Origin of the sequence: Chryseobacterium sp. MEBOG07 (genome assembly GCF_021869745.1) — a bacterium.
Taxonomy (GTDB): Bacteria; Bacteroidota; Bacteroidia; order Flavobacteriales; family Weeksellaceae; genus Chryseobacterium; species Chryseobacterium viscerum.
The window spans coordinates 3542054-3568334 of sequence record NZ_CP084579.1 but is presented as its reverse complement, the minus strand read 5'-3'; the positions used below and the strand labels follow the sequence as shown (position 1 = coordinate 3568334).

Here is a 26281-nt window from a genome sequence, read left to right as displayed (position 1 = left end):
TGTATTTCAAATCCGGTTTCTGAGATTGATCGGAAACCGGATTTTAACTTTAAAAAATCAGTTATGGCTAAAATTTCAACAGGGCAGATCGTTGCCGAAGTAACCAGAAAAGAATATATTACGGACCACTTTATCAGAGTGTATTTGTATTCACCTGAAGTTCAGGTATTCAAAAATACCGTGGTGGGCGACAATAATAAAATTGCAGTCCCTCCGGCTGGTTTGAACGAGATTCATTTTCCGACACTGGATGAAAATCATCAGTGGGTGTATCCGCCTAAAGAGATCGCTCCGGCCATCAGAACCTATACACACCGGGGAATTGATCTGGAGAAAAATGAATTAATTATCGATTTTGTAGACCATGGAGACGGAGGTCCTGCCTCTAAATGGGTGAGAGAGGCTGAAGCAGGTTCAAAACTGGGGGTGATGATGCGTTTGGAAGGTAAAGAATTGTATCCAACAGCAGATTGGTATCTGTTAGTAGGAGATGCTACAGCCATTCCGGTGATCAGTGCTATTTTGGAAACGCTTCCTGAAACGGCAAAAGGAACCTGTATTATCGAAGTTCATGGAAAAGAAGACGAGCAACTGCTTGAAACCAAAGCTCAAATTGATTTTAAATGGCTGCATAATGCCCAACCTCAGATCAGCAGTAAAATTGCCAATGTTGTAAAAAGTATTGATATTCCTGAGATTACCAAATTTGGCTATGTCGCTTGTGAATTTTCAAACGTAAAAGAAATCCGAACCTATCTGAGAAAAGAGAAAAACTGGACTTCGCAAGAGCTTTATGCTTATTCTTATTGGAAAGCAGGTGTAGCGGAAAATGAATCTCAGGCAGACAGACATAAGGAGAAGGATTCGATGGAGTAGGTGGCAGGTAGTAGGTAGCAGATAAAAGGTAATAGGTAGCAGGTGTTAGGATTAAGGATATAAAGAATTGTCCGGTTATATTAACTGGCCACTCTAAACATTAAACTGAAAACTTTGAACTTTGTACCCCTAAGCCGTATCTTTGCAGCTATGAAAGATTTAATGGGCAGAGCGATCTGGGATTATTACCACAATGAAAATCCGGAAAATCTGCAGACTGAAACATCAATTTCTGAGCTGGATGAACTTCCGGTGGAGTATTTATTCAGAGATTTTGAAGAAATGAATGATATTGAGCAGAAAGCACTGCAGTTATCCGAAGGAAAAGTTCTGGATATCGGTGCCGGTGCAGGTTCTCATTCTTTATATCTTCAAAATGAAAGAAATCTTGATGTGACCGCATTGGATATTTCACCAAAATCCGTTGAGGTTTGTCAGCTGAGAGGAATTAAAAAAGCAGTTTGTAAAAATATGCTTGATTTTTCCGGGGAGACCTTCGACACCCTTTTATTGCTGATGAATGGTACGGGTGTTTTTGAAAGCCTTGCTAAAATTGATACTTATCTTCAGAAATTACATACTTTATTAAATGATAAAGGACAGGTTCTGATTGACAGTACAGATATTCTTTATATGTTTGACCGTGATAAAGACGGAGGAGTGTATATTCCTGCCGGAGGATATTATGGAGAACTGGAGTATGTGGTGCATTACAAAGGAGAATCTGAGGAACCGATCACCTGGCTGTACCTTGACTTCAATACCTTGAAGAATGCAGCTGAAAACAATGGTTTCAAAATAAAAAAAGTTTTGAAGGATGAAGATTCTTACTTAGCAAAACTGACTAAGAAATAATGTACAACAAGTCATTGCGAGCTGTAAGCGAAGCAATCTCATGAATTCATATATTGTCATTCTGTAAACCGGGATGACTTTTTTTGTGCTTCTATCTAGCCTCGATAATAACGGTTACCCCGCAGCATGCGGTTGGGATTCTTCGGCTTATGCTGGGGTTGGGAGTCAGGTGCGAGGAGTAAGAGTGGATAGCGAGAAAAAGCTCCTTATCATTGTCTGAACAGATGAATAGCTCTTGCCAACGGATAGAAAGAAAACCATTCCTGAAAATAAAAATACATCAGAACAGCGGTTCCGGCACATAAAACTACAGGAAGAATATAAGATTCTGCACGGTAAGGAAGCTTTTTTGGAGTGGCTAAAACGCTGATGACAAGTAAACCCACAGCTCCAACTGCAATGACTCCAATTTCAGGGCTGTATCTGGAAGAAGTGCCGAAATCAAAATGGGACATCAGAACATATTTTTGAAACATAAAAAACAACACACCAAATGCCATTGTAAGAATAGCGGGGAAGTATTTTTTGAGTTTGATTAAATTAAGAGAGAGTAAAATAGCCCCTGGAATCGTGCTGAAAAAAACACTGCTGACAACAATAGTCATTCGTGAATAAAGCCTGATGGCCTGCGGATCTTCTGTGATATGGTCTTTCCAGGTTTCTACTTCTTCTGCGTGTTTGGTTTCTTCTTCTTGTTTTTTATGCTGAATCAACTGCTGAACAGCTGTTTTTTCCTGCTCACTGAAAACACGGCCTCTTTCTTCCATAATTTCAAAAGCTGCCTGAACGGCCTCTGGAACAAAGCGGTTGCCTTCCTGTAAATATGCCTCCAATTCCTGATTGGAAAGTTTCCTTAAAACATTTTTATTGACCATAAGCTGTATATAAAAGAAAGGCTGCTTCGTGTGAAACAGCCTGTTATCTTATATTGAGGGTAATTATCCGATCTCAATACCGTTCTCAACATTGCTGTCGTCCGGTGTTACGAAAGATAATTTTCCGTCTGGTTTTGTTGTTAATAATAACATTCCCTGAGATTCAATTCCTCTGATTTTTCTTGGAGCAAGGTTCAGAAGGATCATTACCTGCTTCCCGATTAATTCTTCGGGAGCGAAACTTTCTGCAATACCAGAAACAACAGTTCTTACATCTACTCCTGTATCTACAGTAAGTTTTAATAATTTATCTGCTTTTTCTACTTTTTCAGCTTCTATAATAGTTGCTGTTCTAAGGTCTATTTTAGTAAAGTCATCAAATGTGATCTCTTCTTTCATAGGGTTTGCGTTAGGGTTTGTTTTTTTATTGTTTTGTTTTGTATCTTCTAATTTCTGGATCTGAGCTTCAATTACATCATCTTCAATTTTTGAGAAAAGAAGAGATGATTCGTTGATTTTATGACCTGTTTCAATTAAAACTGATTGCGTTTCAATCGTATTCCAGTCTTTCTTTTCAACATTGAACATGTTCAATAGCTTTTCAGAACTGAAAGGCATGAAAGGTTCACATAACTGGGCTAAAGCAACAGCTATTTGTGCTCCAACGAATAAAGACTGAGCCGCTTTTTGCGGGTTGTCTTTAATTGTTTTCCAAGGTTCTTCAGTCTGAAGGTACTGGTTTCCAAAACGGGCAAGGTTCATCAATGCAGTTAATGAGTTTCTGAACTCATAATTTTCAAGGAATCCTGAGATTTCTTTTGCCGATTTACTTATTTCCTGTAATTCAGGACTGTTTACATCTCCTTGTGGAATAACACCATCATAATATTTATGAATAAGAACTGCCACTCTGTTGATGAAGTTTCCGAAGATCCCTACCAACTCAGAATTATTCTTAGTTTGGAAATCCTTCCATGTAAAGTTGTTGTCTTTTGTTTCCGGAGCTGATGAAAGAAGAGCATATCTTAAAACATCCTGCTGTCCAGGGAAATCTTCTACATATTCATGAGCCCATACCGCCCAGTTTCTTGATGTTGAGATCTTATCGTTCTCAAGGTTCAGGAATTCAAAAGCAGGAACATTTTTAGGCATAATATAATCTCCGTGAGCCTTCATCATTGCCGGGAAAATAATACAGTGGAATACAATATTATCTTTTCCTATAAAATGTACCAGGTCACTGTTTTCACTCTGCCAGTAATCTTTCCAGTCTTTTCCGTTTTTCTCTGCCCATTCTTTGGTGAAAGAGATATAACCGATAGGCGCATCGAACCATACGTACAATACTTTCCCATCTGCATTTGGAAGTGGAACCGGAACTCCCCAGTTCAAATCTCTGGTCATGGCACGAGGCTTAAGGCCGTCATTCAACCAAGACTTAACCTGTCCGTATACGTTAGGTTTCCAATCGTCTTTATGACCTTCAATGATCCATTCATTTAAAAAGTCTTCATATTCGTTTAATGGAAGATACCAGTTTTTTGTTTCTTTAAGGATAGGAACATTTCCGCTAAGCATTGATTTCGGATTGATCAGCTCAGAAGGAGATAGAGTAGAACCACATTTCTCGCACTGGTCACCGTAAGCATTTTCGTTACCACAATTAGGACACGTTCCTACAATATAACGGTCAGCAAGGAATTCTCCTGCCTGCTCATCAAAATACTGCTCAGAAACTTCTTCTGTGAATTTTCCTTTTTCGTATAAAACCTTGAAGAAATCCTGACTGGTTTCGTAATGGTTTTTGGACGTCGTTCTTGAATATTCATCAAATGAAATTCCCAGATCAGCAAAAGATTTTTTTATGATCCCGTGATATTTGTCAACGATATCCTGAGGAGTAACTCCTTCTTTTTTAGCTCTTATCGTAATAGGAATTCCGTGCTCATCTGAACCACAGATAAACGCTACATCTTTTCCTAATCTTCTCTGAAATCTTGCGTAAACATCCGCAGGAATATAAACACCTGCCAAATGTCCTATATGAACCGGCCCGTTTGCATAAGGCAAAGCTGCCGTAATCATCTTTCTGTTTGACATTTATAGTAAAGTTTTGACTGCAAAGATAAGGATTATCTGCTGAATACCGCTATTGACGGTGTTATTATGATCAATTATGCAATTTCTAAAGGTTCAATGTGAAATAAAGTTAAACAAATGTTTAACAAATTGTTAATTTGAAATAAATATTATGCATTGCATAAGTCGCTGTAAAATATTGGATTTTAAAAAACTAACTAAAATCGGTTTCGTAATATACATAAAATTAACTAAAATTATATTAAATTTATGATAATTCTAATTTTTTTATAAATTGCGAGTCTGGCTCCAAGCCAAAAAATGACTGAAAAAACGAAACTATAAAAGAATATGATTGTGAAGAACTTTACAACAGTATTAAAAATTGCGCCTGCTTTTTTATTGGCCAGTACAGTAATGCACGCGCAGAAGAAAGATTCTCTTCCTCAGGAGAAGAAGATTGAAGAGGTGGTTTTGATCGGATATGGAAAACAGAAAAAATCTGACCTTACCGGTTCTATAACCTCTGTCACAGCAAAAGACTTCAACGGAGGAGCTACTTCCGCCGGACAGCTGATCCAGGGTAAAACGCCAGGGGTACAGATTACCAACAACAGTGGGGCTCCGGGTTCCGGAACAAAGATCAGAATCAGGGGTACCTCTTCTTTAAGTGGAGAAAACTCGCCCTTAATTGTAATTGATGGAGTTCCTCAGGATTTCGTAGGTATGAATGGAGTTTCCGATCCTTTATCCTTAATTAATCCAAATGATATTGAAACATTTGATATCCTGAAAGATGCTTCTGCTACTGCCATTTACGGTAACAGAGCTTCTAATGGTGTTATCCTTATTACAACCAAGAAGGGAACAGCCGGAAAATTTAAACTAAACTTCTCAACAGTAACATCTGTTTCCACTAAAATGGGTAAGGTAGATGTATTAAATGCTCAGGAATTTAGAGATTTTGTGAATACATATGCTCCTGCAGGTTATAAAACAAAACTTGGAAATGCCAATACCGACTGGCAGGATCAAATTTACCAGGCAGCATGGGGAACAGATAATAATGTGGCTCTTTCTGGTGGGATTAAAGGTTTGCCATATCGTTTATCATTAGGTTATAATGAGCAGAATGGTATTGTAAAATCAAACTCTTTCCGCAGAACTTCTGTGGGATTGAATTTAAATCCTAAATTCTTTGACAATCATTTGTCAGTGAATGTGAATGCAAAAGGAACATTTACAGATAATAGATTTGTAGACGGTGGAGTGATCAAGGCAGCTACCTATTTTGATCCTACACAACCTGTTTATGATAATGTAAATATTGTACCAGGTAATGGTGGGTATTATGAATGGTTTGTTTCAGAAAGTCAGAATGGTCAAATGATCAATAAGCTTAATGGTAATGCCAATGCAAATCCTTTGTCAATGATTAATGCCATCCGTGATGTTTCTTCGGTTACCAGAGGATTGGGGAATATTCAGTTAGACTATAAATTTCATTTTCTTCCAGACCTGCATTTCAATGTAAATGCCGGGTATGACTACACAAAAAGTGAAGGACATAAATTTAAAGATGGAAGATACAAATCAGGTTTTGATGATAAAGGAAGTTCTAATTTCTATTCCATGGAGAAGAAAAATAAATTGTTAGAGACTTATTTTAATTATGTGAAGAATATTAGTGCGATCAATACTGGCTTGGATATTACTGCAGGGTATGCTTATCAGGACTTCAATATTTCAATTCCTGGAGCGATAACTTATAGAGGAAATGGTGCTACATTACCTCCTGATTTGGATTTTAAAACCCAAAATACACTGATCTCTTTCTATGGTAGAGCTATTTTTACGATAGCAAACAAGTATATTATTTCAGGATCAGTTCGTAAAGATGGTTCTTCAAGATTCTTTAACGGAACCAGAGATAATGTATGGGGTGTTTTCCCTGGAGTTTCTTTGGCCTGGAAGCTTAATGAAGAAAATTTTATCAAAAATATATCCTCAATCAGCACCTTAAAGCTGAGAGCAGGGTGGGGTAAAACAGGACAGCAGGAATTGCCTGCACTTGGAGTTAATGGTAATAAACCAAATAACTATCCGGCATTTGCTGCCTATAATCCTAGTTATCCGGGTGCAGGGTATCAGTTTGGAAATGAATTCTACTTTATGTTCAGACCTGCTAATTACAACCCAAATCTTACATGGGAAACGACGACTACCAAAAACTTAGGATTGGATTTTGGGTTCAACAAAAACAGAATTACAGGTTCAATAGATGTCTTCAGAAAAGACACCAAAGACCTTCTTGTATATGCTGATGAACCTGCTGGGGGCTTAAGTAACGCAAGCTGGCAAAACGTTGGAGATATGAAAAATGAAGGGATTGAAGGAAGTATTACCGTAATTCCGGTGAAAAATCAGAACACAACCTGGGAAGTAAGTTTTAATGCTACTCATTACAAACCGGTCATTACCAAGCTTAAAGACAGAGCTGACGAGTTTTTCAATATGGAAGTAGGTGGTATAGAAGGAGCGGCAGGAAACAGAATTCAGGCTCATGCTGTAGGATATGCTCCTAATTCATTCTGGGTATACCAACAGGTATATGATACAAACGGAAAACCGGTTGATGGTGCTTATGTAGATAGAAACGGAGATGGAGCAATCAATACAAAAGATATGTATTATTACAAATCTACGACACCTGATGCAATTTTAGGTTTCTCTACCAAAGTGTCTCACAAGAATTGGGATTTTGCATTGAGTGCAAGAGCAGTATTAGGAAATTATGTTTATAACAATGCCGCTTCAAATAGTTCATTGCAGTCTGCATCTACAAACGAATACCTCCAGAATGTATTCTCTACTGCACCTCAGTACCAATTCGCAGTTCCTCAGTATAAATCAGATATTTACGTTGAGAATGCTTCATTCCTGAGATTAGATAATATTAATATCGGGTACAATTTCGGAGAAATTTTCACTAAAGGAAGTAATCTGAAAGTATATGCCATGGCACAGAATGTTTTTGTGATCACCAAATACTCTGGAGTAGATCCTGAAGTTTTTGGCGGAATAGACAACGGTTACTATCAAATGCCTAAGATTTACTCTTTGGGCTTTAACTTCCAATTTTAAATAAGAATTCAATGAAACTAAATAGAATTAAACTTAAAAATATAGTATTGCCCCTTTCAGCAGTATTTTTATTGACGGCAGCTTCTTGTGTGAAAGATCTTGAAAGAGAACCTATCACAGACGTTACTTCTGCCAGCATTTATAAGGACTTTGCCAATTATAAAAATGTTCTGGCAAAACTTTACGGAGGACTTGCCATGGGAGGTCAGATCAGTGGAGACGGAGATCAGCCGGATAGTGATATTAATGGAATTAATGGTGGTTTTTCCCAGTATACAAGACTATTGTACAATCTGAACGTGGTAACCACTGATGAAGCAGTTATTGGATGGAACGATGGAAACCTTCATACGCTTCACAAAATGACATGGGATGCTTCCAATGAATTTATTGCGGCAATGTACTATAGAGTATATACAGAAATTGCTTTTTGTAATGAATTTATGAGAAATGTGACGGATGAAAAATTAGCAGCCAATAATATTACCGGAGACAATCTTACTCAGGCAAAATTAATGAGAGCAGAAGCCCGTTTCTTGAGAGCACAATCATATTATCACGCGATAGATATGTTTGGAAATGTTCCTTTTGTAGATGAATCATACTTGCCGGGATCTATCAATCCACCACAAAGAATAGAAAGAAAAGCGTTATTTAATTATATTGAGTCTGAATTGCTTGCCGTAGCAGGAGAATTAAAAGACCCTAAAACCAATGATTATGGAAGAGCAGATAAAGCCGCTGCATGGTCATTGTTAGCGAAATTATACTTAAATGCAGAAGTGTACACAGGAATACAGAGAAATACAGACTGTATCACCTATTGTAACAAAGTGATTGCAGCAGGTTATTCCTTAAAACCGAAGTACGACGAGTTGTTCCTTGCGGATAATAATATCAATAACCCGGAGCAGATTTTAAGTGTAAATTTTGATGGAATCAATACTCAAACCAATGGTGGAACTACCTTCTTGGTGCATGCTGCAGTTGGAGGTACAATGTCTTCTTCTGATTTTGGAATTAATGTAGGCTGGGGTGGGATTAGGACTACCAAAGCTTTTGTAGGATTGTTTCCTACCAATGGAAATGATAAAAGAGGGAGATTCTATACATCTGGTCAGAACCTGGAAATTAATGATTTAGGTTCATTTACGGATGGTTATGCTTTTATCAAATTCAAAAATGTTAAAAGCAATGGCTCTGCTGGAGCTCATACCAACTGGGTTGAGGCTGATATTCCGCTATATCGTTTAGCAGACATCTATCTGATGTATTCGGAAGCGGTGCTTAGAGGGGGTGCCGGTGGAAATCAGGCTACCGCGATTGGTTATATCAACCAGCTGAGAGAGCGGGCTTATGGAAATACAAGCGGAGACGTATCTTCTATCAATCTTAATTTTATTTTAGATGAAAGAGCTAGAGAATTATCTTGGGAAACAACCCGAAGAAGTGATCTTGTCCGTTTCAATAAATTTACTACAGGAGATTATGTATGGCCATGGAAAGGGAATGTGAAAGATGGTAAAGCCGTAGAAAGCTATAGAAACCTTTTCCCAATACCGGCTAAAGATATTGTAGCAAATCCTAACCTGATTCAGAATCCGGGGTATTAATTTAAAATTTTGTTAAAGATGAAAAATTTATTCAAAATATTATCCTTAGTTTTTACAGGACTTTTAGTTATTTCCTGTGAAAAAGACGAGGATCAGGCTGTTATCAATGAAACATCTGCAGGTAAAGTTTCTGCTGATAAAAGCGCGATTGTTCTTAATGAGCTCAATGCCAATAGTGCTGTAATCAGTTTTACATGGACAAAACCAACATTTAATATTGCAGTAGTTCCCAATCAGAAAATAGAATTTGGAATTAAGGGTGATGGTTTCAAAAAAACTGCTGCCGTTGACTTCTCCAATGATATGACTTCAGGCGCTGCTACCCATGCAGCAATGAATGCAGCCATGTTTTCTATTGGAGCTGTACCGGATGTAGTAAATGATATCGAGGTAAGATTGAAGACTTCCGTAGGATCAGCAGCTTTTTACTCCAATGTAATTGCGCTCAAAGTAACTCCTTATACACCAAACCCGGATCTGGTATATCCTAAGATCAATGTGCCGGGAGCATATGCGGGAGCAGCAGGGTATGCAAACTGGACTCCGGCTAACTCTCCAAATTTGTTTTCTCCGGGAAAAAATGATGAATACAGAGGATTTATCTGGATCAATACTGTTGCTGGTGATGATGATGGAAAATATAAATTTTCTATCAATCAGGACTGGCCTGGAAATAAAGGAGACGATGGAACCAATACCGGAAAATTAAAACTAGATGGACTAAACATTAAAGCGCCTGCAATAGGAACCTATTATATTAAGGTAAATTGGGCAGCGAATACTTACTCTTCTGTGCAGGCAAATTTTGGAGTTATTGGTGATGCAACACTTGCAGGATGGAGCTCAGATACTGATTTTGTATACAATCCTGCAACCAAGACTTTTGTGATTAATTCTATCGCATTGAGCAATACAGGTGTATTTAAATTTAGAGCCAATGATGATTGGGTTCTGAAATTCCAGCCTAAAAAAGATGATGAGACCTTGACATCTGGAAAAGGGGTGCAAACTTATTTTAATACCGAAGGAACTGTTACAGGAGATTCCGGATATAAAGTTTCACAGGCAGGTAATTATAAAATTGAACTGGATTTACACAATTCAGCATATTATAAGCTAACCGTTACAAAATTGTAAATCAAATTAAAATAAAGCAAAGTGCTGCTTTACCGCGGCACTTTATCTATTTTTAAGTTAATTAAATAGTCATTATGAAGAAAATTACAGTTGGAGCGCTTTTGCTCTCAATGATGTTCGCAGGTGTGAAAGCACAATCTTTAAAATCTCCGGACGGGAAGTTTGAAATGAACTTTCAGCTGAAAGAAGGAGTACCTTACTATAACCTGAAGTATAACGGAGCGGTAGTAGTTGAAGATTCTAAATTGGGATTGAGATTATTTAAAGACACAGCCATAAAATTTGCTTCTGAAATAGCCAAACCAGAAGATGCAAAATACGACCTGAATAACGGTTTTGTAAAGGCAGATGAAAAAAGAGACTCCAAAAATGAAACCTGGCAGCCGGTTTTAGGAGAAAAGAAAAACTATATCAATCATTACAACGAACTGGCAGTTACACTGAATCAGGCTTCTACAGACAGAAGTATTGTCGTGAAATTCAGATTGTTTAACGATGGTCTTGGATTCCGATATGAATTTCCTCAGCAAAAGAATCTGAACTATTTCGTTATCAGAGAAGAAGACTCTGAAATCGATTTCCCTACCGACATGAAAGCTTGGTGGATGGTAGCAGACTACGATTCTCAGGAATATCAGTACCAGGAAACAAAAGTTTCTGAAATCCCTTCAAAATGGGATAAAGCTTACGATGCGAACGCTTCCCAGTCATTGGTGAAAAATGCAGTTCAGTCTCCGCTAATGCTTAAAAAAGAAGGAAAAGAGCCATTGTATATCAACGTTGCCGAGGCAGCAGTATTAGATTATCCGGCTTCCCATCTGGAAGTAGATGCACAGAACTATAAGTTCAAAACACATTTGACAGCCGACAGACAGGGAGCGAAAGGATACATTCAGACACCTTCAGTAACTCCTTGGAGAACTATTATTGTAGCTCCGAAAGCAGAGCAGGTAATGGATTCTAAAATGATCTTTAACCTTAATGAGCCTACAAAATATACCGATACATCTTACATTCACCCTACAAAATACATGGGAGTTTGGTGGGAAATGATCATCGGAAAATCACAGTGGGCTTATTCTACCGCTGAAAATGTTCATTTAGGAAAAACCGATTTTGCTAAACTGACTCCGAATGGAAAACACGCTGCTAACAATACAAAAGTTAAAGAATATATCGACTTTGCCGCAGAAAACGGATTCCAGGGATTATTGATCGAAGGTTGGAACATCGGTTGGGAAGACTGGTTCGGACACTCCAAAGAATTCGTTTTTGATTTCATTACCCCTTACCCGGATTTTGACATCAAAATGTTGAATGAATATGCACATTCAAAAGGAATAAAGCTGATTATGCACCATGAAACCTCAGGTTCTGCTACGAACTATGAAAGATGGGCAGACAAAGCGTTCCAAACCATGAATAAATATGGCTATGACGCTGTGAAAACAGGATATGTAGGAGATATCATTCCAAGAGGAGAACATCATTATTCTCAATGGACGATTAATCACTATTATAGAATTGCTGAAAAAGCAAATGACTATAAAATCATGGTCAATTCTCACGAATCTGTACGTCCTACAGGAGAAAGCCGTACCTATCCGAACTATATTTCTGCAGAAGCAGCCCGTGGAACAGAGTATGAAGCATTCGGAGGAAATAAGCCTGATCACCAGACCGTTCTTCCGTTCACAAGATGGATGGGTGGTTCTATGGATTACACGCCGGGAATTTTCCAGACGAAGCTAGACTATTATTTCCCTGGAGATAAGCGTTTTGTAAAAACTACGCTTGCAAAACAGCTGGCACTTTATGTAACGATGTATATGCCGCTTCAGATGGCTGCAGATCTTCCTGAGAACTACAAAAAACACATGGATGCGTTTCAGTTTATTAAAGATGTAGCAGCAGACTGGGATGATACGAAAATCTTATCTGCAGAACCAGGAGATTATGTGATCACGGCAAGAAAAGCAAAAGGTACTGAAAACTGGTTTGTAGGAGGTATTACCGATGAAAACAAACGTGAATATACAGTAGACTTCTCATTCTTGGATAAAGGAGTAAAGTATGAGGCAACAATCTATGAAGATGGAAAAGATGCTGATTATATTGATAATCCTCAAAGCTATAATATCTATAAGAAAGAGATTACAAGTAAGTCAAAAATTAATTTTAAAATGGTAAGAAGCGGCGGTTTCGCAGTTTCTATCAAGCCAGTAAAATAATTTGAAAATACACTAAGGTGCCCCGGTTCATTGAATTTTCGATGTTCCGGGGTATTTTTTTGCAGAAAGATTATTGATCTCCCGCTTGTTTCTCCAATTGTGAATATTGATATTCCGTACTTGGTTCTTGTTTCTTCAAGGAGGGAGTTTCATTTTTTTTCTTTTCCTTGTATTCCTTTTGATACTGTTTTACCGTTTTACCGGATCCGTCATGTCTCCATCCCGGAGAATAGAAAAGGTATTTCAATCGGGTTTTAAAAGAAATCCCGGGCTGTCTGATATCTTTGCCTATTCTTCGCCATTCATAGAATAGAGTAGTTGCCGGATCTTTAGACTCCATCTTAGGATAGATGCCATATTTTACAGGAACCTCAGGATCCTCCTTTTCGAATGTTCCAAAAATTTTATCCCAAATGATCAGTCCCATTCCCATATTACGGTCAAGATATTTGATATTACAGGCATGGTGTACCCTGTGATGGGAAGGAGTTACAAGGATATATTCTAAGAAGCCCATACTTTTGATCGATTGGGTGTGTACAAAAGTACCATAGATCTGTATTGCAGAATAAGCCACCAGAATATGCCATGGATGGAAGCCCATGAATGCTAATGGAGAGAAAAACAAATACCTGTACAACGGTTGAAATACAGGACTCCTAAACCCTGTACTAATGTTGAAATAATCAGAATTGTGATGGGTAATATGTACCGCCCAGAAAACACGCGAGTGGTGATCTACATAATGATGAACATAATAGGCAAAATCCTGAGCGAGGAATACCGCAATCCAATACCATATTCCTTCTTGCCAATCGAAGATACGGTGCTGATAAAAAAACATCATCACAAACAAAGAAAAACCTTTCATGATGATATCCAGTCCGTAATTGAGCAAAGCAAAAAGAACATTGGTTGCTACATCTTTCGTTTCATAAATTTTTTCTTTATTGAAGTGGCTGTAGGCCATTTCTGCAAAAATAATTACAGCAAACACAGGAATAGTCCAGGTGTACACAACATCCGGCCCCTCAGTTTTGAACATATTACTGAAATCCAACATCTTTTTTCTGTAAAACTAAAGATAAAAAGGATGAAAAGTCAAATTTTCAGTTAAATTTTTTATGAAAAATTTAACTATTTATGATAAAAATCAAAAAACAGGTATGTATCTTAAAATTTTATATTTACAATGATAGAAAAGATGCATTCTAATTATGTATTAAACCTATAATATATGAAAATTTAATGCTAAATTGAACACTAATATGAAGACAATATATGCAGCATTTGCCCTTTCAATAGCTTCTGCCGCTTTTTCCCAAAAAACAGTGGAAAGAATAGAGCCTGCTTTTTGGTGGAAAGGGATGAGAAATCCTGAACTTCAGATTCTTGTTTACGGAAAAGACATTGCCAATAATGAGATTACGCTTTCAGATGGAGTACAGATCAAAGACATCCGGAAAGTGGAAAATCCGAATTATGCTTTTATTACCATCAATACCAACGAAATAAACGTTCCGAAGTTTACCATCAGTATTAGAAAAGGTAAAAAGAATGTAGGCTCATATATCTATGAACTGAAACAGAGAAATCCGGGATCCGCCAACCGGGAATCTTTTACCTCAAAAGATATGATGTACCTTATCATGCCAGACCGTTTTGCGAATGGTGATGAGAAAAATGATTCCAGACCGGAGCTTACAGAAAAAGCAGATCGAAGCCTTCCAAACGGAAGACATGGCGGAGATCTTCGGGGGTCATCAACAATCTTGATTATATTCAGAACCTTGGAGCTACGGCTGTTTGGCTAACTCCAGTGAATGAAGATAACGAAAAAGTATACTCTTATCACGGCTATGCCCAGACCGATCTCTATAAAATTGATGCCCGCTACGGAACCAATGAAGACTATAAAGCCTTATCTCAGGAGCTCAACAAAAGAAATATGAAGCTGGTGATGGATTATGTTACCAACCATTGGGGCGGCTCACACTGGATGATCAAAGATCTTCCTTCAAAAGATTGGATACACTGGTTTGATGAGGGAGAGAAAGGATTTAAGCGTTCCAATTATAAAACGACAACGCAATTTGACACCAACGCTTCTGATATTGATAAAAAATATGCGTTGGATGGATGGTTTGATACTACAATGCCTGATATTAACCAGAAAAATCCGCTTGTCCTGAAATATTTAACCCAAAATGCAATTTGGTGGATTGAATATGCAGAATTAGGAGGATTCCGTGTAGATACGTATCCTTACAATGATAAAGAAGCCATGGCAAAATGGGCCAAAGCTATTACTGATGAATATCCGAAATTCAATATTGTAGGAGAAACCTGGCTGTATACAGCAGCACACATTGCAGCATGGCAGAAAAATTCGAAAATAGGAGAAATAGAAGGGTACAATTCAAATTTACCATCGGTAATGGATTTTATGCTCTTTGAAAATATGCCTAAAGCTCTTAGTGAAAAAGAAGGCTGGGATAAAGGGATGATAAGAATGTATGACTCTTTTACCAGCGATTTCCTTTACCCGGATATCAATAATCTTTTGGTCTTCTTTGAAAATCATGATACCGAAAGATGGAATGAAATCTTTAATGGAAATCCTAATGCTTACAAAATAGGACTTACCCTGATCTCAACGGTCCGGGGAATTCCTCAGATCTATTACGGATCAGAAATAGGAATGAGAGGAGATAAAAAGACAGGAGGTGATGCAGATATCCGCAGGGATTTTCCCGGAGGCTGGAAGTCTGATTCACAAAATGCTTTTAACCCATCTTCTCAGACTCCGGAGCAGAAAGAGTTTTTCCAGTTTACTCAGAAACTCCTGAACTGGAGAAAAGGTAAAGATGTGATTCATAATGGGAAAACTAAAAATTTCGTTCCTCAGGACGGTGTTTTTGTTTATTTCAGATATAATGAAAAAGAAAGTGTAATGGTGGTCGTCAACAATAATGAAAAAGATCACACGTTAGACTTGAAAAGATTTGCAGAATCACTTAATGGTTTTACAAAAGGAAAAGAGATCATTTCAGGAAAAGAGATTTCATTACAAAACAATATGAATATTCCTGCAAAAACTCCACTCATCATTGAACTTGAAAAATAATTAATATACATGAAAAAATTAACAACTGCTTATACACTAATCCTTTTCTTACTGGGATTTTCTTTATTTACTGCACAATCAAAAACTCCATTTGACAAAGAAAAAACAGAGATCAGCACTATGCTTGATGCATTCAATGTAGCTGCTGCAAAAGCAGATTACAATACATATTTTAATTTCTTTGCGGACGAATCTACCTTTATTGGAACAGATGCTACTGAGATCTGGGACAAAAAGAATTCATGATTTGGGCGAAACCTCATTTTGACAAAAAGAAAACCTGGAATTTTACTTCCCTTAAAAGAAATATTTACTTCAGCAAAGACGGAAAAATGGCTTGGTTTGATGAATTATTGGATACTCAAATGAAAATTTGCAGAGGTTCAGGGGTGGTAGAAAAAATCAACGGAAGCTGGAAGGTGAAGCAATATGTTCTTTCTGTGACAGTTCCGAATGAAGTGGTAGATAAAGTAGTAGTTGAAAAGACTCCTATCGAAGATGCGTTAATCCAAAAACTGAAGTCATAATGGCAGAAATGGTGGGGAAATCTGATACGGGAGCATTGGGAAGAAGAAAAAAGCCCAATTTATCAATGCTTCAGATCATCAATATGAGTATGGGATTTCTTGGAATTCAGATGGCATTTGGATTACAAAATGGAAATGCAAGCCGTATTCTTGGTAACTTAGGAGCAGATGTCCACGAATTATCATGGTTCTGGCTCGTAGCACCCGTTACAGGATTGATTGTTCAGCCTATTATCGGACATATGGGAGATAATACATGGAGTCCGTTAGGGAGAAGAAAGCCTTACTTTTTGATTGGAGCCATTTTATGCGCCGTTGGGCTGGTACTCCTTCCCAATGCCGCTTCTGTTACTCAGATGTTTGCCGCCAATGCTCTTTTATTAGCTGTAATATTCCTTGCCATGATGGACGCTTCGGTGAATATTGCGATGGAGCCTTTCAGAGCTTTGGTTGGAGATATGCTCCCGAAACATCAGGGAACGATAGGATTTTCAGTACAGACCATTCTGATTGGAATTGGGGCGGTGCTGGGCTCTTATCTGCCGGATTGGTTAACCAAAATCGGAATTTCCAATGAAGCACCTCAAGGATTTGTTGCGGATAATGTTATCTTCTCCTTTTATATAGGTGCCGGGCTGCTTATCATATCTATTCTGTACACTATCATAACAACCAGAGAATATTCTCCACAGGAATTTGCCGAATTTGAAGACGAAAAAGAAGCAGAGAAACACGAGTCTAAATTTTCGGATATTTTTAAAGACTTCGCTTCAATTCCTGTACAGATGAAAAAGCTGGGAATTGTTCAGTTCTTTTCATGGTTTGCACTATTTACGATGTGGGTATTTACAACCAGCGCATTGGCAACCCATCATTTAGGACTTTCTCCGGAAGATACCCACTCAAAAGCATTTAATGATGCTGGAGATTTAACGGGGAAACTCTTTGGAATGTATAATCTCTGGGCTATTCCATTTGCATTTTTACTGACGCCAATAGCTAAGTTGATTGGAAAAAAACAAACCCATGCTTTAGCTTTATTATGTGGAGGATTGGGGCTTGTTTCAATGTATTTCATTAAAGAAGTTGATCATTTATGGATTTCCATGATTGGATTAGGTTTTGCCTGGGCCAGTATTCTGGCAATGCCGTATGCGATGCTCATTGATGTTATTCCACAAAGGAAAATGGGAGTTTATATGGGAATATTCAATTTCTTTATTGTCATTCCGCAGATTATCAATGGTTTGTTTGGAGGACCTATTGTAAGTGGTATCTTTGGAAAACAAGCGATGGATTATGTAGTAGTAGGCGGAGTTTGCATGCTGATAGGAGCTGTAGTGACCATGATTTTTGTTAAATCTGAAGATGAAACTCCTAAGGAAATTGAAGAGGAGATCAAGCAGGTGCATTTTTAAATAGAAACTAGAAGTTAGAAATTAGAAAAGTGATGTGTTTTGAAATGTAATTTGAAATAACATCATAAAACTCAATAGGGACGGGCTTTAGCCCGTCTTCTCTTTATCTATTCATTAATTGGCTTTAGCCAAAACTTAAAGTCTACTTAATATATAGGTTTTTCTTAATGATTAAAATATAATAATCTTCCGCAGATCTCACAGATAACACAGATGTTTGCGTTTTCTTTCATAATCTGCCTAATCCGCTCAATCTGCGGGGAAAAATAATAATCAGTATAAAATTTTATAGCAGATAAAATCCTTGCGCCTTAAAAATACGGTAAAGGAAAATACCTTGCGTCTTTGCGCTCTCCAACTTACCGAATATTTTACCCTTTTATCTCCCCAATTTCCTTTCTTACCCTACATCAACTTTTAAAGTATCCACATACCGTACATTTGTACCATAAATAATCACAGAAATGAAAACAGTATATCATAAAGCAGATTCAAGAGGACATGCCAACCACGGATGGCTAAATTCTTACCATACATTCAGTTTTGCCAACTATCAAAACAGAGACAGAACAAACTTTGGTGTTTTAAGAGTATTGAACGATGATACCGTTTCTCAGGGAATGGGCTTCGGAACACACCCGCACAGGGATATGGAAATTATATCCATTCCTTTGGAAGGAGATTTGGAACACAAAGATTCGATGGGAACTACTGCGGTAATCAAAAAAGGAGAAATCCAGGTGATGAGTGCAGGAACCGGTGTAATGCACAGCGAATACAATAAAAATAAAGATGAGGAAGTAAAATTCCTGCAGATCTGGGTTTTCCCAAAAGAGCAGAATGTTGAACCAAGATATGATCAGAAAAGTATTAAAGAAGGTGAAAAGATCAACGGGTTCCAACAGATTTTATCCCCTGATAAAAATGATGACGGAGTTTGGATTCATCAGGATGCATGGTTCAATCTGGCCAACTTTAAAAAAGGAAATGGCAAAAATTATATGCTCAACAAAAAAGGAAACGGAGTCTATGCATTTGTTTTAAAAGGAAGTGCGAAAATCGGAGACCGTATTCTGAATGAAAGAGACGGATTGGGTATCTGGGATACACAGAGCTTTAATATTGAAGCAGTGGAAGACACTGAAGTATTATTAATGGAAGTCCCAATGGATCTGCCATCTTATCTTAAATAAAAAACTAAATTTGTAATCTTAAAAATAAACTTCATATATGAAAATTTTAGCAATAGCAGGAAGTAACTCAGAAGCTTCAATGAACAAACAGTTGGTAGCCTATGCATCAACATTATTTGAAAATGCAGAAGTAGAAGTAATTGATTTAAACCCTTTTGAAATGCCAATCTATAAGCATGAAAGAGAAGTAGCGGGAGGTGTTCCTCAGGAAGCTCATGATTTTGCAGCAAAAATAGATGGTGCCAATGTATTATTGGTTTCTTTAGGAGAGCACAACGGAACCTATTCTACAGCATTCAAAAATGTGTTCGACTGGGTATCGAGAATCAAAAACAGAACGGTTTGGAATGAAGTACCAATGCTATTGATGTCTACATCTCCTGGAGGTAGAGGTGGAGCTGGAGTTTTGGAAGCTGCATCAAAGCGTTTCCCTTCCCATGGAGGAAATGTGGTAGAAACTTTTTCACTACCTTTCTTTAATGACAACTTTGACAAAGTAGCTCAGGAAATTTCTAATGAAGAGAAAAACAATGAGTTAAAAGAAAAAATCAAGAAGATTGCAGCCATTGAAACGATCCTTGAAAAATAGAATTTGAATATTCATTTAAAATTACTATTTTTGCAAAAAGAAAAGAGATGAAAATTCAGACCTCCTATAAACAATGTTTTTCTCATAAAGGGAAAGTTATGGGCTCTGAAATTCTGAGATAAAATAACGGCCGATAATCTGAAAAGATTGTCGGCTTTTTTGTTTTCTAAAATCGAGTATAAAAGTAATTGAAATATTAAAAGATAATAAAAATTCAGAAGCCAGATACGAGATCATCAATACTCTGAAATCTGAAATTTAGGATCTAAAAATCTAAGCAGACATGAGCAACACTTACAAATCAGCAGGAGTAGACAAAGAAGAAGGATACAAAACGGTTGACAAGATCAAAAAAGCGGTCGGTGAAACCCACAATTCCAATGTTCTTAATCATTTGGGAAGTTTTGGAGCTTTCTATGAGATCGGTGGATACAAAAATCCGGTTCTTGTATCAGGAACAGATGGAGTAGGAACAAAGCTGAAGGTAGCTTTAGATACCAAAAAATATGATTCTATCGGTGTTGATTGCTTCGCAATGTGTGCCAATGATATTCTTTGTCACGGAGCAAAACCTTTATTCTTCCTGGATTATCTGGCTTGTGGAAAGCTTGATTCAGAAATTGCTGCTGAGATCGTTTTAGGAATGGTAGCAGCTTGTAAGGATAACAACTGTGCATTGATCGGTGGAGAAACTGCTGAAATGCCTGGAATGTACCAGCCAGGAGATTATGATGTTGCAGGATTCTGTGTAGGAATCGTAGAAAAAGATCAGATCATTGATGGTTCTAAGATTCAGGCAGGTAACAAAATCATTGCATTGCCAAGCTCAGGATTTCATTCAAACGGATTCTCTTTAGTAAGAAAAGTATTCCCGAACTTCGAAGAAGAATTTGAAGGAAAACCTTTATATGAAACTCTTTTAGTACCTACAAGATTATACTATAAAGATATTCACAAAGTATTGGAAGAAGTGAAAGTAGAAGGAATTGCTCACATTACAGGAGGAGGTCTTTACGAAAACGTTCCAAGAATTATTCCTGAAGGACTTTGTGCATCTATTGACGAATCAAAAATCAGAATTCCTAGCGTTATGCTTGAATTGGAAAAGAGAGGAGGAGTAGCCCGTGAGGAAATGTATGGAACATTCAACATGGGTGTAGGTATGATAATCGTTGTAGATGCTGAACATGCTGAAAAAATATTACACCTTTTAGATGATGCTTACGAAATCGGAGAAATCACTGAAGGAGCAGAAAAAATCAATTTAAAATTTTAAATGACATCAGATTTCAGACTCTAGACATCAGACGGTAAGTCTGTCATCTTGAATCTGACATCTAACATCTGAATAATGAAGAACATCGTTGTACTTGTATCCGGCTCAGGAACCAATCTGCAGAGAATTATTGATACGATTGAAGCTGGAGAAATCCAAAATGCAAAAGTAACTTTAGTTGTGGCTGACAGAGAATGTTTCGGATTGGAAAGAGCAAAGAATCACAATATAGAAAGTATACTCATTCCAAGAGGAAAGAATTTCAGCAGTGAGTTGGCAAAAGTAATCCCTGAAAATACAGATCTTATTGTATTGGCAGGATTTTTATCCATCTTAAAATCTGAATTCTGTGAAAACTGGAATCGTAAAATAATTAATATTCATCCAGCTTTGCTTCCGAAATTCGGAGGAAAAGGAATGTGGGGAATGAACGTTCACAATGCCGTTATTGAAGCCAAAGAAGTAGAGAGTGGGGCAACGGTACATTTTGTGACACCGGGTATTGATGAAGGAGAAGCTATTCTTCAAAAATCTTTTGAAGTAACCGCTGACGATACTCCTGAAACATTGGCCCAGAAAGTTCACCAGATTGAATATGAAATATTTCCAATAGCGATCAATAAGGTCCTGGGAAATTAAAAATATAACAATGTATCAACGCAAAAGTTGATCATTGTTACATTAATACAAAGAAATCTAAGTAAAATAAAAGTAAGTTCGGAGGTGAAAGACCCGGACACAGTTTGAAATAGCTGTAAAAAGTAAAAAATTGAAAGTAAAATGAGTAAAAAGAGAGTTTTAATCAGTGTTTCTGACAAAGGTGGATTAATAGAATTCGCGCAGTTTTTGGAAGCTCAGAACTATGAGTTGATCTCTACAGGAGGAACGTTCAAACATTTGAAAGATGCTGGTTTAAATCCCATTCAGATTGATGAGGTTACCAATTTTCCTGAAATGCTGGATGGTAGAGTGAAAACTTTACACCCTAAAGTTCACGGTGGATTGTTAGCTGTTCGTAACAACGAAGAGCACATGAAAACAGTTCAGGAACACGGAATTGGTCTGATTGACATGGTGATCGTAAACCTTTACCCTTTCTTTGAAAACGTGAACAAAGATATTTCTTTACACGAGAAAGTAGAGTTTATTGACATCGGTGGTCCGTCAATGCTTCGTTCTGCAGCCAAAAACTTCGACTCTGTTACCGTAATCACTGATGTAGAAGATTATGCCGCTGTAAAAATAGAAATGGAGCAAAACGGTGATACGTACATCGAAACGCGTAAAAAGCTTGCAGGGAAAGTATTCAACCTTACTTCTGCTTATGACGCTGCGATCTCCAGAATGCTTTTAGATGAAGAATATCCTACCTATCTGAATGCTTCTTACAAAAAAGTGGCTGACTTAAGATACGGAGAAAACCCTCATCAGACAGCAGCTTACTATGTTTCTACTTTCGAGAATGGAGCAATGAAAGATTTCGAACAGCTTGGAGGTAAAGAACTTTCTTTCAACAACCTTCGTGATATGGACCTTTGCTGGAAAGTGGTAACGGAATTCAAGGAAGAAATGGCTTGTTGTGCAGTAAAACACTCTACCCCTTGTGGAGTTGCTATTGGTACTTCAGCGCTAGAAACCTATCAAAAAACATTTGAATGTGATCCGGTTTCTATCTTTGGCGGAATTGTTGCAATGAACTATAAAATTGATGCTGCAACAGCTGAAGAATTAAACAAAACATTCCTTGAGATTGTAATGGCTCCTGAGTTCGATGAAGAAGCTCTTGAAGTTTTAAGAAAAAAGAAAAACCTGAGAATCATCAAAATTGTAAACCCTGTTTCTGACAAACAGACCTGGGTGAAGGTAGATGGTGGTATCTTGGTTCAGGATAACGATCTTCACTTCTCTGATGATATCAAAGTAGTGACAGAAGTACAGCCTACGGAAGAGCAGAAGAAAGCATTACTTTTCTCTCAGAGAGTGGTAAAATATGTAAAGTCAAACGCTATTGTAGTTTCTAACGGAATTCAGGCATTTGGTATCGGTGGTGGACAGGTAAACAGAATCTGGGCAACTCAGCAGGCTATCGAAAGAGCAAAAGAAAAATTCTCAGGAGATTTGGTACTGGCTTCAGATGCATTTTTCCCTTTCCGTGATGTGGTAGATTTCTGCGCTCAGGAGGGTATCAAGGCTATTATTCAGCCAGGTGGAAGTGTAAAAGATCAGGATAGTGTAGAAGCTGCAAATGAGCACGGTATTCCAATGATGTTTACAGGTGTTAGACACTTTTTCCACTAATTAAAATAGAATTAAAAAATAATTAGGGATTGTTTTTTAGCATTCAAAATTATATATTTGTAAAATAAGACTAGATAATAATATAAAGTATGAGAATATTAATCATAGGTGAAGGCGGTAGAGAATCTGCTTTAGCGGCAAAGCTTCAGAATGACTCAAGAATTTCTAAAATGTTTTTTGCCAACGGGAATGCTACTACCGATGTAATAGGGAAAAATGTTCATTTATCAGAAATCAAAGAACTTAGAGATTTCGCTATTAAAGAAAAGGTTGATCTTACGATCGTAGGCCCTGAAGCTCCTCTTGTAGCGGGTTTAAAGGACGAGTTTAAAAAACACGATCTTAAAGTTTTCGGCCCTACCCAAAAAGTAGCAAGTCTGGAAGGAAGTAAAGCTTTCTCTAAGAAGTTTATGCAGACCTATGATATCAAAACAGCTAAAGCTGTGGTATTTGATTCATATAACGAAGCTATAGAGTATGTGAAGACACAGCAGTATCCTTTAGTTGTTAAAGCAAGCGGATTAGCTGGCGGGAAAGGTGTTGTGATCTGCGATACTTTGGAAGAAGCTGAAGCTACGATCCATGATTTCATGATCAGAAGAATTTATGGTGATGCTGGTATTCGTTTAGTTATTGAAGAATATTTACAAGGTTTTGAAGCTTCTATCATTGCTTTCTCTAACGGGGAGAAATTATTTCCATGTGTAGCAGCAAAAGATTATAAAAAAGCCGGAAACGGAGATACAGGACCTAATACAGGAGGTATGGGTTCAGTAGCACCAAGCCCGGAATTTACTCAGGAGCATTATGCAGATTTTGAGAAAAATATCTTAGAACCTACCATTACAGGTCTTAAAGCTGAAGGTTTTGGATTTAAAGGAATCATCTTCTTCGGATTGATGGTAACGAAAAACGGAGCTTACCTTCTAGAATACAACATGAGATTCGGAGATCCTGAAACTCAGGTATTGATGGCGTTGATGGAAAACAATCTTTTGGATGTGATCCAGGACTGTATGGAGGGAAAAGATATTGAACTTAAATTTAAAGACGAAAAAGCAGTTTGTCTTGTAATGTGTTCAGGAGGTTATCCAAGAAATATCGAAATAGGTTTCGAAATTACAGGAGAAGATAAGCTGAAACATAGTAAACTATTATACGCAGGAGCTATCAGCAAAGGAGACAAAGTAGTTTCCAATGGGGGTAGAGTTCTGAACATTGTAGCTACAGGAGCTACTTTTGAAGATGCCCGCAAAAAAGTTTATGAAGACGCAAGTCACGTACATTTCGATTACGGCTTCTACAGAGAAGACATCGGAAAGTTTTAATAAAAATCACGAAAGAAGATTTGGAGCTATTCCAAGTCTTTTTTGTAAAACAGTTAATATTATATAAGATACTAGATTCCAGACTTCAGAACAAAAATCTGAAATCTGATATCTTTCAAACAAATCAATTATCAAAAATGAACAACGGTATTATTATTTTAGATTTCGGATCTCAGTACAACCAGCTTATCGGAAGAAGAATCCGTGAGATGGGAGTATACTCGGAAATCTTACCTTACAATACACCATTACAAGATATTTTAGCAAGACAGCCAAAAGGAATTATCCTTTCCGGAGGACCAAGTTCTGTAAATGCAGACAATGCCCACCTGGTTGAAAAAGAATTATACGAACAGGGAGTTCCTGTGTTGGGAATCTGCTACGGAATGCAGATGACGGCTCACCTTTTAGGAGGAAAAGTAAACAAAGGAGAAAAAGGAGAATACGGAAAAGCAAATCTTGAGATTATTAAAGAAAGCTCTTTATTGAAAGGAGTTACTCAGAATTCTGTAGTTTGGATGAGCCACTTTGACGAAGTAGGAGATTTGCCTGCAGGTTTTGAATTAAATGCAAAATCAGGTGTTATTGCTTCCATCTCTAACGAAGAAAGTAAAATCTACTGTGTTCAGTTCCACCCGGAAGTTTCTCATACAGAAGAAGGAGGGAAAATGCTTGAAAATTTCGTTTTCGGAATCTGTAACTCAGAGAAAAACTGGAAACTGACCAATTATATTGAAAAAACAGTTGAGGAAATCCGTGAGAAAGTAGGAGATAACAAAGTAATCCTTGGACTTTCAGGAGGGGTTGACTCTTCTGTAGCGGCAGTTTTGATCCACAAAGCAATTGGTGATCAGTTGACTTGTATCTTCGTAGATACGGGATTATTGAGAAAGAATGAAGGAGAAAAAGTAATGGGTCAATATGGAGAGCACTTCCATATGAACATCAAAATGGTGGATGCTCAAGAAAGATTCCTTACAAAATTAGCTGGAGTAGATGATCCTGAAGCGAAGAGAAAAATTATTGGAAACGAATTTATCCATGTTTTTGATGAAGAATCTCACAAAATTGAAGGCGCTAAATTCCTTGCTCAAGGTACTATTTACCCTGATGTTATCGAAAGCCAGTCTGTAAACGGACCATCTGCAGTAATCAAGTCTCACCACAACGTGGGAGGACTTCCTGAGGATATGGAATTCGAATTATTAGAGCCATTAAGAGAGCTTTTCAAAGACGAAGTAAGAAGAGTAGGAGAAGAATTGGGAATTCCTCACCACATGGTATACAGACACCCTTTCCCAGGTCCTGGATTAGGGATCAGAGTATTGGGAGCTGTAGATGCTGAAAAAGTGAAAATCCTTCAGGAAGCTGATGATATTTTCATCGAAGAATTATACAAAAATGACCTTTACGAAAAAGTATCTCAGGCATTTGTAGTGCTGCTTCCGGTAAAATCTGTAGGAGTAATGGGAGACGAGAGAACTTACGAATACACCGCTGTAGTTCGTTCTGCCAACACCATCGACTTTATGACAGCCACATGGAGCAGACTTCCTTATGAGTTCTTAGATACTGTTTCCAGCAGAATCATCAACGAAGTAAGAGGAATCAATAGAGTAGCTTACGATATTTCAAGTAAACCACCTGCAACAATTGAGTGGGAATAATTTTTGACTTGAATTTAAAATATAAATCCTGCCCGTTTGGGTGGGATT

General features: G+C 37.6%; 17 protein-coding genes and 2 pseudogenes. 16 read left to right on the top strand and 3 right to left on the bottom strand.

All coding sequences use genetic code 11. The features are described from left to right. Positions 1-63 precede the first annotated feature (63 nt). Positions 64-876 (top strand): siderophore-interacting protein, encoded by an 813-nt coding sequence (locus LF886_RS16420; protein ID WP_236850645.1) that lies wholly within the window; start codon positions 64-66, stop codon positions 874-876. 150 nt (positions 877-1026) lie between these two features. Further along, on the top strand, positions 1027-1731 hold the full coding sequence (locus LF886_RS16415) for a class I SAM-dependent methyltransferase (RefSeq protein ID WP_236854324.1): 705 nt from the start codon (positions 1027-1029) through the stop codon (positions 1729-1731). 209 nt (positions 1732-1940) lie between these two features. On the opposite strand, the gene LF886_RS16410 is transcribed toward LF886_RS16415, so the two are convergent. Together LF886_RS16410 and metG are read right to left on the bottom strand one after the other, a co-directional pair. Beyond that, complete coding sequence (locus tag LF886_RS16410) at positions 1941-2606, bottom strand: hypothetical protein (protein ID WP_236850644.1); 666 nt, start codon at positions 2604-2606, stop codon at positions 1941-1943. Positions 2607-2669: 63 nt separating this feature from the next. After that, positions 2670-4706 (bottom strand): methionine--tRNA ligase, encoded by a 2037-nt coding sequence (gene metG, locus LF886_RS16405; protein WP_236850642.1) that lies wholly within the window; start codon positions 4704-4706, stop codon positions 2670-2672. A gap of 336 nt (positions 4707-5042) precedes the next feature. Between metG and LF886_RS16400 the strand changes: the two genes are divergently transcribed. The 4 genes from LF886_RS16400 (at position 5043) to LF886_RS16385 (ending at position 12810) form a co-directional block, all read left to right on the top strand. Further along, positions 5043-7829 (top strand): SusC/RagA family TonB-linked outer membrane protein, encoded by a 2787-nt coding sequence (locus LF886_RS16400; RefSeq protein WP_236850635.1) that lies wholly within the window; start codon positions 5043-5045, stop codon positions 7827-7829. 11 nt (positions 7830-7840) lie between these two features. Next, positions 7841-9442: a RagB/SusD family nutrient uptake outer membrane protein gene (locus tag LF886_RS16395; RefSeq protein ID WP_236850628.1), complete on the top strand. Its 1602-nt coding sequence runs from the start codon at positions 7841-7843 to the stop codon at positions 9440-9442. Between the two features lie 18 nt (positions 9443-9460). After that, positions 9461-10579 carry a SusE domain-containing protein gene (locus LF886_RS16390; RefSeq protein ID WP_236850620.1) on the top strand — a complete coding sequence of 373 codons (1119 nt, stop codon included), beginning with the start codon at positions 9461-9463 and terminating at the stop codon, positions 10577-10579. A gap of 74 nt (positions 10580-10653) precedes the next feature. After that, positions 10654-12810, top strand: a complete 2157-nt coding sequence (locus LF886_RS16385; protein ID WP_152289657.1) for a glycoside hydrolase family 97 protein — start codon at positions 10654-10656, stop codon at positions 12808-12810. Positions 12811-12880: 70 nt separating this feature from the next. Here LF886_RS16385 and LF886_RS16380 read toward each other — a convergent pair whose 3' ends face one another. Beyond that, positions 12881-13873 (bottom strand): sterol desaturase family protein, encoded by a 993-nt coding sequence (locus LF886_RS16380; RefSeq protein WP_236850618.1) that lies wholly within the window; start codon positions 13871-13873, stop codon positions 12881-12883. A gap of 205 nt (positions 13874-14078) precedes the next feature. Between LF886_RS16380 and LF886_RS16375 the strand changes: the two are divergent. From LF886_RS16375 to guaA, 10 genes and pseudogenes are all read left to right on the top strand, one after another. After that, positions 14079-15937, top strand: a pseudogene (locus tag LF886_RS16375) (glycoside hydrolase family 13 protein). Positions 15938-15946: 9 nt separating this feature from the next. Then, a pseudogene (locus LF886_RS16370) lies at positions 15947-16464 on the top strand (nuclear transport factor 2 family protein). Continuing rightward, a complete protein-coding gene (locus LF886_RS16365; RefSeq protein WP_236850617.1) occupies positions 16464-17882 on the top strand; it encodes an MFS transporter in 1419 nt (472 codons plus the stop codon). Before LF886_RS16370 ends, LF886_RS16365 begins: the two are co-directional and overlap by 1 nt. A gap of 464 nt (positions 17883-18346) precedes the next feature. Then, the gene (locus LF886_RS16360) at positions 18347-19075 is read left to right on the top strand and encodes a pirin family protein (protein ID WP_236850615.1); all 729 of its coding nucleotides are present in this window, start codon (positions 18347-18349) and stop codon (positions 19073-19075) included. Positions 19076-19112: 37 nt separating this feature from the next. After that, positions 19113-19664 (top strand): NADPH-dependent FMN reductase, encoded by a 552-nt coding sequence (locus LF886_RS16355; protein ID WP_236850613.1) that lies wholly within the window; start codon positions 19113-19115, stop codon positions 19662-19664. Between the two features lie 283 nt (positions 19665-19947). After that, complete coding sequence (gene purM / locus LF886_RS16350; RefSeq protein ID WP_236850612.1) at positions 19948-20940, top strand: phosphoribosylformylglycinamidine cyclo-ligase; 993 nt, start codon at positions 19948-19950, stop codon at positions 20938-20940. A gap of 75 nt (positions 20941-21015) precedes the next feature. Further along, positions 21016-21579: a phosphoribosylglycinamide formyltransferase gene (gene purN, locus LF886_RS16345; protein WP_124536200.1), complete on the top strand. Its 564-nt coding sequence runs from the start codon at positions 21016-21018 to the stop codon at positions 21577-21579. A gap of 141 nt (positions 21580-21720) precedes the next feature. Continuing rightward, entirely contained in the window at positions 21721-23238 is a 1518-nt protein-coding gene (gene purH, locus LF886_RS16340) for a bifunctional phosphoribosylaminoimidazolecarboxamide formyltransferase/IMP cyclohydrolase (protein WP_103231786.1), read from the top strand. Positions 23239-23327: 89 nt separating this feature from the next. Continuing rightward, complete coding sequence (gene purD / locus LF886_RS16335) at positions 23328-24566, top strand: phosphoribosylamine--glycine ligase (RefSeq protein WP_236850610.1); 1239 nt, start codon at positions 23328-23330, stop codon at positions 24564-24566. Between the two features lie 137 nt (positions 24567-24703). Then, the gene (guaA, locus tag LF886_RS16330; protein WP_236850608.1) at positions 24704-26233 is read left to right on the top strand and encodes a glutamine-hydrolyzing GMP synthase; all 1530 of its coding nucleotides are present in this window, start codon (positions 24704-24706) and stop codon (positions 26231-26233) included. The last annotated feature ends 48 nt before the right edge of the window (positions 26234-26281 follow it).